This window comes from Sphingomonas aurea, assembly GCF_030678875.1.
GTDB lineage: Bacteria > Pseudomonadota > Alphaproteobacteria > Sphingomonadales > Sphingomonadaceae > Sphingomonas > Sphingomonas aurea.
The window spans coordinates 116,380-129,112 of sequence record NZ_JAUUDS010000003.1; the positions used below are offsets into that span (position 1 = coordinate 116,380).

Consider the following 12,733-nt stretch of genomic DNA (forward strand, 5'->3'; position numbering starts at 1 on the left):
CCAAGTGAACGCATTGTCACGAACAAGAACGCGCGACACATATCGTGGCCTGCCGTTCCCCCGGGCGGCAAGAGGACGATGACTCCATGGATGATCGCGAGCAATCGGCGATATCGCGCCGCGGCGTGCTGGTCGGTGGCGCGGCGACGGTGGCGGTGACCGCTACTCCCGCCGCCGACGCGCAGGGAGTGCGCCCTGCCCCGCAGCCGGTGACGATGCCGCTGACGCTGGAAGTCAACGGCAAGCGCCGGACGATCGAAGTCGATACCCGCACCACCCTGCTCGATGCACTGCGCGAGAAGCTGGAGCTGACCGGCACCAAGAAGGGCTGCGACCATGGTCAGTGTGGCGCCTGCACGGTGCTGGTCGATGGCAAGCGGATCAATTCCTGCCTGACGCTCGCCGTGATGCACCAGGGCGACAAGGTGACGACGATCGAGGGGCTGGGCACGCCGGACAAGCTCCATCCGATGCAGGCGGCGTTCGTCCGCCACGACGGCTATCAGTGCGGCTATTGCACCCCCGGCCAGATCTGCTCGGCGGTCGCGGTACTCGGCGAGATCAAGGCCGGCGTGCCCAGTCACGTCACCGCCGACCTGACCGCCAGGCCCGGCCCCACCAACGACGAGATGCGCGAGCGGATGAGCGGCAATATCTGCCGCTGCGGCGCCTATTCCAACATCCTGGAAGCGATGGCCGACGTCGCGGGAGTGAAGGCATGAGGCCCTTTACCTATGAGCGTGCGACCAAGCCCGCCGACGCCGCCGCAGCTGCTGTCCGCAATCCGGGCGCGAAGTTCATCGCCGGCGGCACCAACCTGCTCGACCTGATGAAGCTGGAGATCGAGGTGCCGCGCCACCTGATCGACGTGAACGGCCTCGGCCTCGACACGATCCAGCCGACCGCGGAGGGCGGGCTGCGCATCGGTGCGCTGGTCACCAACACCGACCTCGCCGCCGACCAGCGCGTGCGGCGCGATTACGGGGTGCTGTCTCGTGCGATCGTCGCGGGCGCCTCCGGCCAGCTCCGCAACAAGGCGACGACTGCGGGCAACCTGCTCCAGCGGACCCGCTGCCCCTATTTCTACGACACCAACCAGGCCTGCAACAAGCGCCGCCCGGGGTCGGGCTGCGCGGCGATCGGCGGCTATAGCCGCCAGCTGGCGGTGATCGGGTCGAGCAGCGCGTGCATCGCCACCTACCCCGGTGACATGGCGGTCGCGATGCGGGCACTCGACGCCGCGGTCGAGACGGTGGCGCCGAACGGCGCCGTCCGGACCATTCCGATCGCCGACTTCCACCGCCTGCCCGGCGACACGCCGCACATCGAGACGGCACTGGCGCCCGGCGAGTTGATTATCGCCGTCACCCTGCCCCGCCCGCTCGGCGGTACGCACGTCTATCGCAAGGTCCGCGACCGCGCCTCCTACGCCTTCGCGCTCGTATCGGTCGCCGCCGTGATCCAGCGCGACGGCAGCGGGCGGGTCGCCGTTGGCGGCATCGCGCACAAGCCGTGGCGGGTCGAGGCGGCGGAGCGTCGTCTGGCGGAGGGGTCGAAGGTGGTCGCCGCCACCCTCCTCGCCGGCGCGAAGCCGACCCAGGACAACGCGTTCAAGGTACCGTTGGTCGAACGCACGCTCGCCGCGGCGCTTCACGACGCGAGGAACATGGCATGAAGTTCGACACGCCAGCCGGCACCAATCCGATCGACCAGCTGAAAGTCGTCGGCAAGCCTACCGACCGGATCGACGGGCCGCTGAAGACCACCGGCACCGCGCCCTATGCCTATGAACGCCACGATGTCGCGTCCGGCCAGGCCTATGGCTATGTTATCGGCGCGGGCATCGCCAAGGGCCGCATCCGCGCGATCGACCTAGCCGAGGCGAAGGCGGCACCCGGCGTGCTCGCGATCGTCACCGCCGACAATGCCGGCAAGCTCGGCAAGGGCCGGATGAACACCGCCAAGCTGCTCGGCGGGCCGGACATCGACCATTATCACCAGGCGATCGCGGTCGTGGTCGCCGAGACGTTCGAGCAGGCCCGTGCCGCCGCAGCATTGGTCCGCGTCGACTATGCCCGCGCCAAGGGTCGCTTCGACCTCGACGCCGCGCTGAAGGCCGCGCCGCTGAAGGGCGACAGCAGCGGAGAGGGCAGCTCGGCCCCGCCGATCGACCGGGTCGGCGACTTCGATGCCGCTTTCGCCGCCGCGCCGGTCAAGCTCGACGCGCGCTACACCACGCCCGACCAGAGCCACATGATGATGGAGCCGCATGCCAGCATCGCGGCGTGGAACGGCGACGAGCTGACGCTGTGGACCTCCAACCAGATGATCGCCTGGGGTCGTGGCGACGTGGCGCGGACGCTCGGCATCCCCAAGGAGAAGGTGCGGCTGATCTCGCCCTATATCGGCGGCGGGTTCGGCGGAAAGCTGTTCGTCCGCGCCGACGCGATCATGGCGGCGCTCGGCGCGAAGGCGGCGGGGCGGCCGGTCAAGGTCGCGCTCACCCGGCCGCTGATGGCCAACAACACCACGCACCGCCCCGCGACGACGCAGCGCATCCGGCTGGGCTGCTCCCGCGATGGCCGGATCACCGCGATCGCGCACGAGAGCGGCTCGGGCGACCTGCCCGGCGGCGGGCCGGAGACGGCCGTGTCGCAGACCAAGCTGCTCTATGCCGGCGCCAACCGGCTGACCGCGATGCGCCTCGCCGTGCTCGACCTGCCCGAAGGGAACGCGATGCGCGCGCCGGGCGAGGCGCCGGGGATGATGGCGCTCGAGATCGCGATGGACGAGATGGCGGAAAAGCTGGGCATCGACCCGGTCGAGTTCCGCATCCTCAACGACACCCAGGTCGATCCGGCCAAGCCCGAGCGTCGCTTCTCGCAGCGCCAGCTGGTCGAGTGCCTGAGGCTCGGCGCCACGCGCTTCGGCTGGGACGCGCGGAACCCGAAACCGGCGCAGGTGCGCGACGGCCGCTGGCTGGTCGGGATGGGCGTCGCGGCGGGCTTTCGCAACAACCTGCTGATGAAGTCGGCGGCGCGGGTCGGCATCGACGCCAAGGGCATGGTCACCGTCGCCACCGACATGACCGATATCGGCACCGGCACCTACACGATCATCGCCCAGACCGCGGCGGAGACGATGGGCGTGCCGCTCGACCGGGTTATCGTGCTGCTCGGCGACAGCAGCTTTCCGGAGTCCGCTGGCTCGGGTGGACAATGGGGCGCCAACAATTCGACCGCGGGCGTCTACGCCGCCTGCATGAAGCTGCGCGACAGCGTGGCGCAGCGGCTGGGCTTCAACTCCGCCGACGTGACCTTCGCGGGCGGCAAGGTGATGAGCGGCAACCGTAGCGTGCCGCTGGCCGAGGCGGCCGGTCCTGCGGGCCTGTCGGCGGAGGACGCGATCGAGTATGGCGACCTGGACAAGCGTTACCAGCAGTCGACCTTCGCCGGCCACTTCGTCGAGGTCGGCGTCGATGCCTGGACCGGAGAGGTCCGCGTCCGCCGCATGCTGGCGGTCTGCGCGGCGGGGCGCATCCTCAATCCCAAGGCAGCGCGCAGCCAGGTGATCGGCGCGATGACCATGGGCGTGGGTGCCGCGCTGATGGAGGAACTGGCAGTCGACAAGCGCTTCGGCTTCTTCGTCAACCATGACCTCGCCAGCTACGAAGTGCCCGTCCACGCCGACATCCCGCACCAGGACGTCATCTTCCTCGACGAGGTGGACCCGATCTCATCGCCGATGAAGGCCAAGGGCGTCGGCGAACTGGGGCTGTGCGGCGTCGGCGGGGCGATTGCCAATTCCATCTACAATGCGACTGGTGTGCGTGTCCGCGACTATCCGATCACCCTCGACAAGCATCTGCAATTCCTGCCTTCCGTAGCGTAAATGCCGGTTATGCGCCGGTTTTCATGCGGGATAGTTTTAGCAGTTATCCTGTCTCAAAGTAGAACAATGCGCCATCTGCACAACAGATGTTAAAGTGTTGCATCGTAACGTCTGGGCAAGCTCTCCAACATGCATTAAGCGGGATGCATGCCGGACCCATGGTTCTTTACGGCCTACCGATTTGTAACGAAATCGGGAGGGACAGTTCATGACACCGGTTTCAAATGTGCTTACACCTCCGCCTTGCCGCTCGACGCACGCTGGCGCCCCTCGCCTCTAGCCATTCCGCGACGGCCACTGTTCGGAACGTGGACCCGTGTTCAATAGAGATAACTACCCATTCGCCGTCAGAATCCAGTGGTCTGGACGATGCGATGCCGCAGCGACCCAGGCACAATGGGCGAAGCCGCTGGTCCATCTGGTCGACGACGATGATGACGATCGCGCCGGAACCGAAGCGCTGGTCCAGTCACATGGCTATCGGCTGCGCTGCTGGCCTTCGACCGCGTCTTTCCTCGCCGAGCTCGACGACGTGGAGGCGGGCTGCGTCCTGGCCGACCTGTGCCGCCCCGAGTTCGACGGACTGGCCGCGCTCCGCCGCCTGACCGAACTGCCCTGCGCACTGCCCACCATCATCCTGACCCGTCGCAACGATGCCCGCTGTGCCACCGCGGCTATGAAGGCGGGTGCCCTCGATTTCCTCGAAAAGCCTGCCGACGCCGCCGCACTCCGCTCCGCAATCGAAATCGGCGGGCAATATCTCGCCCGGTGGCGGCAGCAGGTGGTGGCGGTGCATGAGGCGCGCGGCCTCATCGACGCGCTGACCCCGCGGGAGAGCGACGTCCTGACCCGACTGATCGCAGGCTCCTCGAACAAGGCGATCGCCCACGATCTCGCAATTTCCGCCCGGACGGTAGAAATCCACCGTGCCAAGCTAATGGCCAAACTAAACGCCCGCTCGCTGGCCGAACTGATCCGCGTCGCATTTACGGCGGGGTTTCCGGATACTTGACAGACTTGTCCAGTTAGTCGAGAAGTTGTACGACAACTATTTTAGGATATTACGCAAAGCTACGTATAGGACCGGTCCGAATCGGATGATAACGATTGCGGATGTCATACCGTATACGCATCGCGCCGGCTGCCGACATCCCGCCGGTTGTTCGCCCAGGCGCAAATCGCCTTGGCCGCTGGTCCGCCATTCCGTTGAGCGCAACCTCGCCTGCGCTCGAACCGGCCCATGGCTTCGCCCTGCTGTGGACGACCGACGCGTTGCGCATCCAGCATGCCGGCCGCGATTTCGAGCTGCGAGACGGCGACCTCGCGATCATCGACCGCTCGCTGCCACTCGCCTGCGACGGCGGCCCGGGCTGGTCGGCGCGACTGCTGGAACTCGGCGACCGGCGGATCGGTGCGCGGATCGACGACCGCCAGCGGTTCGTCGGCGTTCCCATGGATGGAGGCTCCGACCTCGCCATGGTCGTCAAGCGGCTCTGGCTGATGCTGGAGGACACCGCCCGGTTGCAACTCGGCCGTAGCGAGCCGGGCGACGATCTGGTCGAGGCGCGGCTGATCGAGATCCTGACCGACCTGGCGGCGCGGCTCGCGGCACAGGTCGTCGATATCCGCCTGACCAGCCACGATGCCGCCACCATCGAGCGGGCACAGGTGCTGATCGCCGCCCACCTGTCCGATCCCGATTTCGGCGTGGCGGAGCTTGCCGCGTTGATGCGGGTATCGGCCCGCCACCTGTCGTCGCTGTTCGCGCGAGTGAACACCACGACCTCGCACGCGATCCTCACCGCGCGATTGACCCTGGCACGCCGCCTGCTGGTCGATCCGGTCAATGCGCGCCGGCCGATTTCCAGCGTCGCCCATGCCTGCGGGTTCGACGATCAGAGCTATTTCGCCCGGTGTTTCCGCCGCGAAATCGGCATGACGCCCCGCCGGTTCCGTGCCGAAGGGCAGGATTCATAAATATTCGGCTGTCTCTTTAAGAGGAATATGCCTTTCTAATCACCCTTTCCGTCTCCTTCACCTTTTGCGCCCGAAAGCGGCCTGTCAGCGGCACAGTAGAGTTTCCTGGGTCCGCATCACGGGTAAGGAGAGACAGGACGTGATTACCTGGTTCGAGAAAGATGCACCCATCCGGGCGAAGTTCCGGGTGATGTTGTTCGGCTATACGGGGCTATCCTCGGTATCGCTGGGCGCGATCGTCGCAGCCAATGCCGGCCACGGCACCGAGGCGCTGGCGATCGGCGGTACCATGGTGGCGCTGACGGCGCTGAGCGGCATCGTCACCTCCAAGCTGGTCACCACCCCTTACGTCAACACCGTCGTTCGCATGGAGGGCCTCGCATCGGGTGACCTGACCAGCCCGGTCGGCTATTCCGACCATGGCGACTGCGTCGGCCGCATGACCAAGGCGATGAGCGTGTTCCGCGACAACGCCCAGGCGGTCGCCGCCGCCGCCGCCGCGCAGGACCTGATCGTCCGCTCGCTTGGCGAGGGCCTCGGCCGACTGGCACAGGGCGACCTGTCGAGCCAGATTCATCAGAGCTTCCCGGCCGAATATGCCCAGCTGCGCAACGACTTCAACGCCGCCGTCGACGCGCTGAGCGATGCACTGACCGCGGTCACCCGCTCGACGACCGGCATCCGCACGGCCTCGTCCGAGATCAGCGCGGCGTCGGACGATCTGTCGCACCGCACCGAGCAGCAGGCCGCCAGCCTGGAGGAAACCGCCGCATCGATGGACGAGATCACCTCGACCGTCCGCGAGACCGCGGCCGGCGCCGCCCGCGTCAATGCGGTCGTCGGCGAGGCGAAGAACGATGCCGAAGCGAGCGGCCGCGTCGTTCGCCAGGCCGTCACCGCGATGGGCGGGATCGAGCGGTCCAGCCAGGAGATTTCCGAGATCATCAGCGTGATCGACGGCATCGCCTTTCAGACCAACCTGCTGGCGCTGAACGCCGGTGTCGAGGCGGCCCGCGCCGGTGACGCGGGCAAGGGTTTCGCCGTCGTCGCCTCCGAAGTCCGCGCGCTGGCACAGCGCTCGGCCGACGCCGCCAAGGATGTGAAGACCCGCATCCTCGCCAGCTCCGAGCAGGTCGAGAACGGGGTCGAGCTGGTCGGCGAGACGGGCAAGTCGCTGGAGCGGATCGTTACCCGGATCAACGAGATCAGCACGCTGGTATCCGCCATCGCCGCCTCTGCCGAGCAGCAAGCCGCCGGCCTTCAGCAGGTCAACACCGCGGTCGGCGAGATGGACAACGTGACCCAGCAGAACGCCGCGATGGTCGAGCAGTCGACCGCCGCCGCGCGCAGCCTGGCGAGCGAGGCGGACGAACTGGCCAATCACGTCGCACGGTTCCGGCTGGCCGGCGAGAGCCGCGCCACGGCGCCGGTGTCGTTCGTGCCACAGGCTCCCCGCGCACCCGCGCCTGCCAAGCTGGTCGCCAAGCCGCGCGCGCAGACCCGCGGCGCCCTGGCCCTGGCGGTCGAGCCGGACGAGGACGACTGGTCGAAATTCTGACCGGTCCCGCGGCCGCCGCGTCGCACCTTTGCCCACCCCCGCTCCGCTTCTCCGATCCAAGGATTGATCGATGACCGCCATTGTCTTGCCAGCCGTGGTCGACCTCGCCGCCGCCGTGGCGCTCGCCGAGACGCTGCGCGCGGCGACGGGAGCGATCACGATCAACGGTGGATTGGTGGAGCGGATCGGGGCGGCCGGAATCCAGCTGCTGCTGAGCGCGCGCGCCACCGCTGCGGCGGGCGGTCACGCGCTCACCATCGCCCCGGCCAGCGCACCGCTCGCCGCCGCCGTCGCAACCGCGGGCGCGTCCGTGCTTCTCGCATCCGATCGCTAAGGAATCAGCCGATGCAACTCGACGAAATTCAGGCGATCTTCTTCCAGGAGTGCGAGGAAGGGCTGGCAACGGTCGAAGCCAACCTCGCCGAGGCGCGCGACGCCGCGCCCGACCCGGAAACGATCAACACGATCTTTCGCGCCGTCCACTCGATCAAGGGCGGCGCCGGTGCCTTCGGCTTCGATGCGCTTCAGAGCTTCTCGCACCATCTCGAAACCGTGCTCGACCTGCTGCGCACCGGCGAGCGGGCACCGACGCCCGAGCTGATCGGGCTGCTGTTCGCCGCGTTCGACGTGCTGAGCGACCATGTCGCCGCCGCGCAGTCGGGCGGCCCCGCCCCCGCGGATGCGGCGGTGCTGGAGCGGCTGGAGGCCGTCGCCCACGGCTCCGCCGACGCCGCGCCTGCCGACGCCGCCACCGCAGAGGACGCAGGCGAGCCGGCCGAGGAGCCGATGGACTTCGACCTCGACGCGCTGCTCGCCTCGATCGACCTGCCCGGCGCGCCGGCGGCGCCCCAGGCGGACTGGCGTGTCACCTTCCGCCCCGGCCGCGGCGCGTTCGACAATGGCGGCGATCCGCTGCCGCTGCTCCGCGAGATGGAAGCGATGGGCGGCCGGGTCGTCGCGCTCGATCAGACCCAGTTGCCGCTGCTCGACGCGCTCGCGGTGGACGAGTGCTGGATCGGTTGGACCTTCATGCTGCCCGCCGCCGTATCGCGCGATGATATCGAGGCGATCTTCGATTTCGTTGCCGACAGCTGTACCCTGGTCATCGCCCGTGCCGACGAGGCGGAGCCCGAACCCGTGCCCGAGCCGGTGGCAGTGGCAACCGTGCCGGTCGCGCCTGTCGCCCCGCCGCCGCCGCCCGTCGCTGCGGCACCCGTTCCCGTCGCGGTTCCGGCCACCGAAGATCGCAACGCCGCGCCGTCGCCCACCATCCGCGTCGAACTCGACAAGCTCGACCGGCTGGTCAACCTGGTCGGCGAGCTGGTCATCACCCAGGCGATGCTGGCGCAGCGGCTGTCGCTGCACGGCGTCGGCACGATCGACGAGCTGTCCGATCTCGACCACCTGACCCGCGAGTTGCAGGACAGCGCGATGTCGATCCGCGCGCAGCCGGTGAAATCGGTCTTCAACCGCGTGCCCCGCATCATCCGCGAGCTGGAGGCCGGCACCGGCAAGCGCGTCCGCCTGGAGGTGGAGGGCGAGATGACCGAGGTCGACAAGACGGTGGTCGAGCGCATCGGCGAGCCGCTGACCCACATGATCCGCAACGCCGTCGATCACGGACTGGAGATGCCCGACGAACGGGTAGCGATCGGCAAGCCGGCCGAGGGCGTCGTCCGCCTGGCCGCCGAACACCGCTCGGGACGGATCGTCATCTCGGTCGCCGACGACGGCAAGGGCATCGACCTGCCCCGCGTCCGCGCCAAGGCGGTGGAGCGCGGCATCATCGCCCCCGACGCCAACCTGTCGGACGAGGAGATCGAGAACCTGATCTTCGCCCCCGGTTTCTCGACCGCGGCGACCGTGTCGAACATCTCCGGCCGCGGCGTCGGCATGGACGTGGTCCGCCGCAACGTGCAGGCGCTGGGCGGCCGGATCGGCATCACCTCGCGCTTCGGCAAGGGATCGACCTTTACCCTCACCCTGCCGCTGACCCTGGCGATCCTCGACGGCATGGTCGTCAGCGTCGGTGGCCAGACCTATGTCATTCCGCTGGCGCACATCGTCGAGAGCCTGCGCCCGCAGTCGGGCGAGGTGCGCGGCTTCGGCCCCGATGCCGGCGTGCTCGACGTGCGCGGCGCCTATCTGCCGATCCTGTCGGTCGGGCGGCTGCTCGGCGTCGCCGAGGCGTGCGTCGAGCCGACGGAATCGGTGCTGGTCGTGGTGGAAACCGATGCCGGCCAGGCGATCCTGATGGTCGACGGCATCCAGGACCAGCGCCAGGTCGTGGTGAAGAGCCTGGAGGCGAACTACGCCCCGGTGCCCGGCCTCGCCGGCGCGACGGTGCTGGGGGACGGACGCGTCGCGCTGATCCTCGACGTCGAGACGCTGGTCCAGCGCCACCGTGGCGACAGCTACCGGGCGCTCGCGGCATGAGCGTGATGACCCATTCCGCCGCCGACTATACGCTCGATCCCGCGAGCTTCGCGACCATCGCGCGCATCACCCATGCGCACGCGGGCATCACGCTGAACGATGGCAAGCGCCAGCTGGTCTACTCTCGGCTCGCCAAGCAGATCCGCAAGCGCGGGCTGTCGGGTTTCGGCGAGTTCGTGGAGTTGATGCAGTCGGACGCGCAGGTTCGGCGCGAGGCGATCTTCGCGCTCACCACCAATCACACCAAGCTGTTCCGCGAGAACCATCATTTCGACCATTTCGCTCAGGCCCTGCGCCCGCGCCTGATCGAGGCGGCGGAGCGTGGCCGGCCGGTCCGGCTCTGGTCGTCGGCCAGTTCCAGCGGCGAGGAGCCCTATTCGCTGGCGATGACGCTGCTCGGCGACAATCGTGCCGCCGGCGCCCGGCTGGTGCAGCGCGATGTCGCCATGCTCGCCACCGACCTGGCGCCGCACGTCCTGTCGGTCGCCAAGGCGGGTCGCTATCCGGGCGAGATGGCGAAGGACGTGCCCGAGCGGTACCGCCGCGTCTGGACGACGATGGAGGGCGACCAGATGGTCATGGCGCCCGAGCTGAAGCGGATCATCGCCTATCGTCAGCTGAACCTGCTCGACCCATGGCCGATGCAGGGCAAGTTCGACGCGATCTTCTGCCGCAACGTCATGATCTATTTCGACGAACCGACCAAGGCGCGCCTGATCGAGCGGTTCGCGGAGCTGCTCGCCCCCGGCAGCTTCCTGTACATCGGCCATTCCGAACGCGTCATCGGCCCGGCCACCGACGCGTTCGAGCCGGCCGGCAACACCATCTACCGGCGGCGGGGCTGACGATGTCGGTCAAGCCCCCCGCCCCCGTTCGCGTGCTGATCGTCGACGATTCGGCGACGATGCGTGGCCTGCTCTCCGCCATCCTGCGCCGCGACCCGGCGATCGAGGTCGTCGGCGAGGCGGCCGACGCGATGGAGGCGCGCACGAAGATCAAGACGCTCGATCCCGACGTACTGACCCTCGACATCGAGATGCCGGGAATGAACGGGCTGGATTTCCTCGACAAGATCATGGCGCTTCGACCGATGCCGGTCGTCATCGTCTCGTCGATGACCGAGCGGGGTGCGGCCGCGACGGTGCGCGCGCTGGCGGCGGGGGCGTTCGAATGCTTCCCCAAGCCCGCGTCGTTGCTGACGATCCGCGAGGATACGACACTGGCGCAGATGGTGAAGGCCGCCGCCCGCTGCCCCAACCGGGGCGTGCGTACCCAGCAGCGCCGCCAGATCGCGACGGCGGCGGCGGGCGGTGCGGGGCTGATCGCGATCGGCGCCTCGACCGGCGGGGTGGAGACGCTGCTCGAGGTGATCGGCGGCTTCCCGCCCAATTGCCCGCCGACGGTGATCGTACAGCACATGCCGGCGCTGTTCACCGCCAGCTTCGCCGATCGGCTCGATCGCTTCTGCCCGCCCAAGGTCGAGGAGGCGCGCAGCGGCACCATCCTGAAACCCGGCCATGTCTATCTGGCACCGGGTGGCGAGCAGCACATGGAGATCGTCGGTACCAGTGCGCCGCGCATCCGCCTCTATGCCGGCGATACCGTCAGCGGCCATCGTCCCTCGGTCGACGTGCTGTTCCGTTCGGTCGCGCGGCTGGGTCGGCCCGCGGTCGGCATCCTCCTGACCGGCATGGGCCAGGACGGCGCCGCCGGCCTGCTCGAGATGCGCCGCGCCGGCGCCCGGACCATCGGCCAGGACGAGGCGACCAGCGTCGTCTTCGGCATGCCCGCCGCCGCCCACGCCATCGGCGCGGTCGAGCAGCAGCTGCCGATGGGTCGCGTCGCCGGTGCCGCGATGGAGATGGCGGCATGAACGCGCAGGTCGGCATCGCCGGCACGGGTGCGAAGCCGGGCGCGAAGCCGGGCGCCCTGCGCGCCGACGGCTTCCGCCACATCGGCATCATCCAGGGCGATCGCGGTGTCTCCGCCGATCCGCAGATCATGTTCTCGACCGTGCTGGGCAGCTGCGTCGCCGCCTGCCTCTACGATCCCGAGGCGAAGGTCGGCGGCATCAACCATTTCCTGCTGGGCGAGCCGCAGCCGGGGCAGGTCGTCGATCCCGCCGCGCAGCACCGCTACGGCGTCCATGCGATGGAGCTGCTCATCAACGACATGCTCCGCCACGGCGCCCGGCGCGACCGGCTGCGCGCGCACCTGTACGGCGGCGCCAACCTGCACGCCGGGATGCGCGCGATCGGCAGCGACAATGCCGCCTTCGCGGTCCGCTTCCTCCAGCAGGATCGCATCCCGCTGATCGTGCGCGACCTGGGCGGCAACTCGGCGCGGCGGATCGATTTCCAGCCCGCGCTCGGTCGCTCGCGCGCCAAGCTGGTGCGCGACGCCGTGCCGGCCGCCCCCCGCCGCCCCGCTCCCATTTCCGCCCCCGTCCACGCCGTGGCCAGCGGCGATCTCGACCTGTTCTGAAGGAAGGCACCATGACGCGAACGATCATGACCGTTGACGACTCCCCCAGCATGCGGGCGCTGCTGCGCCACGCGCTGGCGGGCGAAGGCTATCAGGTCGAAACCGCGGAGGACGGCGTCGATGCGCTGGAGCGGATCGACGATGCCGAGCCCGACCTGGTCATCACCGACATCAACATGCCCCGCATGGACGGGTTCGAACTGATCGAGGCGGTGCGCGGCCACCATCGCTGGGGCAATCTGCCGATCCTGGTGCTGTCGACCGAGTTCTCCGACGAGAAGAAGCAGCGCGCGCGCAGTGCCGGCGCGACCGGCTGGATCGTCAAGCCGTTCGACCCCGTCAAGCTCTCTGCGGCCGTCCGCCGCGTCCTCGTCTGAAAGGTAGGTC

Annotated in this window: 12 protein-coding genes; all 12 read left to right on the plus strand. The window is 68.6% G+C overall.

The genetic code is table 11. The annotated features are described in order from the left end of the window. Positions 1-86: 86 nt before the first annotated feature. Positions 87-722 (plus strand): aldehyde dehydrogenase iron-sulfur subunit PaoA, encoded by a 636-nt coding sequence (gene paoA / locus Q5H91_RS08525; protein ID WP_305172965.1) that lies wholly within the window; start codon positions 87-89, stop codon positions 720-722. Beyond that, positions 719-1,675 (plus strand): FAD binding domain-containing protein, encoded by a 957-nt coding sequence (locus Q5H91_RS08530; protein ID WP_305172966.1) that lies wholly within the window; start codon positions 719-721, stop codon positions 1,673-1,675. The genes paoA and Q5H91_RS08530 overlap by 4 nt, the downstream gene beginning before the upstream one ends. Then, the gene (gene paoC / locus Q5H91_RS08535; RefSeq protein ID WP_305172967.1) at positions 1,672-3,891 is read left to right on the plus strand and encodes an aldehyde oxidoreductase molybdenum-binding subunit PaoC; all 2,220 of its coding nucleotides are present in this window, start codon (positions 1,672-1,674) and stop codon (positions 3,889-3,891) included. Before Q5H91_RS08530 ends, paoC begins: the two co-directional genes overlap by 4 nt. A 316-nt stretch (positions 3,892-4,207) precedes the next feature. After that, positions 4,208-4,903: a response regulator transcription factor gene (locus Q5H91_RS08540; RefSeq protein ID WP_305172968.1), complete on the plus strand. Its 696-nt coding sequence runs from the start codon at positions 4,208-4,210 to the stop codon at positions 4,901-4,903. A gap of 194 nt (positions 4,904-5,097) precedes the next feature. After that, the gene (locus Q5H91_RS08545) at positions 5,098-5,868 is read left to right on the plus strand and encodes a helix-turn-helix transcriptional regulator (protein ID WP_305172969.1); all 771 of its coding nucleotides are present in this window, start codon (positions 5,098-5,100) and stop codon (positions 5,866-5,868) included. 139 nt (positions 5,869-6,007) lie between these two features. Then, positions 6,008-7,426, plus strand: a complete 1,419-nt coding sequence (locus tag Q5H91_RS08550) for a methyl-accepting chemotaxis protein (protein WP_305172970.1) — start codon at positions 6,008-6,010, stop codon at positions 7,424-7,426. Between the two features lie 70 nt (positions 7,427-7,496). Further along, positions 7,497-7,760, plus strand: a complete 264-nt coding sequence (locus Q5H91_RS08555) for an STAS domain-containing protein (RefSeq protein WP_305172971.1) — start codon at positions 7,497-7,499, stop codon at positions 7,758-7,760. Between the two features lie 11 nt (positions 7,761-7,771). Then, positions 7,772-9,862 (plus strand): chemotaxis protein CheA, encoded by a 2,091-nt coding sequence (locus Q5H91_RS08560; protein ID WP_305172972.1) that lies wholly within the window; start codon positions 7,772-7,774, stop codon positions 9,860-9,862. Continuing rightward, positions 9,859-10,707, plus strand: a complete 849-nt coding sequence (locus tag Q5H91_RS08565; RefSeq protein ID WP_305172973.1) for a CheR family methyltransferase — start codon at positions 9,859-9,861, stop codon at positions 10,705-10,707. Before Q5H91_RS08560 ends, Q5H91_RS08565 begins: the two co-directional genes overlap by 4 nt. Positions 10,708-10,709: 2 nt before the next feature. Next, positions 10,710-11,735: a protein-glutamate methylesterase/protein-glutamine glutaminase gene (locus tag Q5H91_RS08570; protein WP_305172974.1), complete on the plus strand. Its 1,026-nt coding sequence runs from the start codon at positions 10,710-10,712 to the stop codon at positions 11,733-11,735. Continuing rightward, positions 11,732-12,346 carry a chemotaxis protein CheD gene (locus tag Q5H91_RS08575; protein WP_305172975.1) on the plus strand — a complete coding sequence of 205 codons (615 nt, stop codon included), beginning with the start codon at positions 11,732-11,734 and terminating at the stop codon, positions 12,344-12,346. The genes Q5H91_RS08570 and Q5H91_RS08575 overlap by 4 nt, the downstream gene beginning before the upstream one ends. 11 nt (positions 12,347-12,357) lie before the next feature. Continuing rightward, positions 12,358-12,723, plus strand: a complete 366-nt coding sequence (locus Q5H91_RS08580; RefSeq protein ID WP_305172976.1) for a response regulator — start codon at positions 12,358-12,360, stop codon at positions 12,721-12,723. Positions 12,724-12,733: the final 10 nt, after the last annotated feature.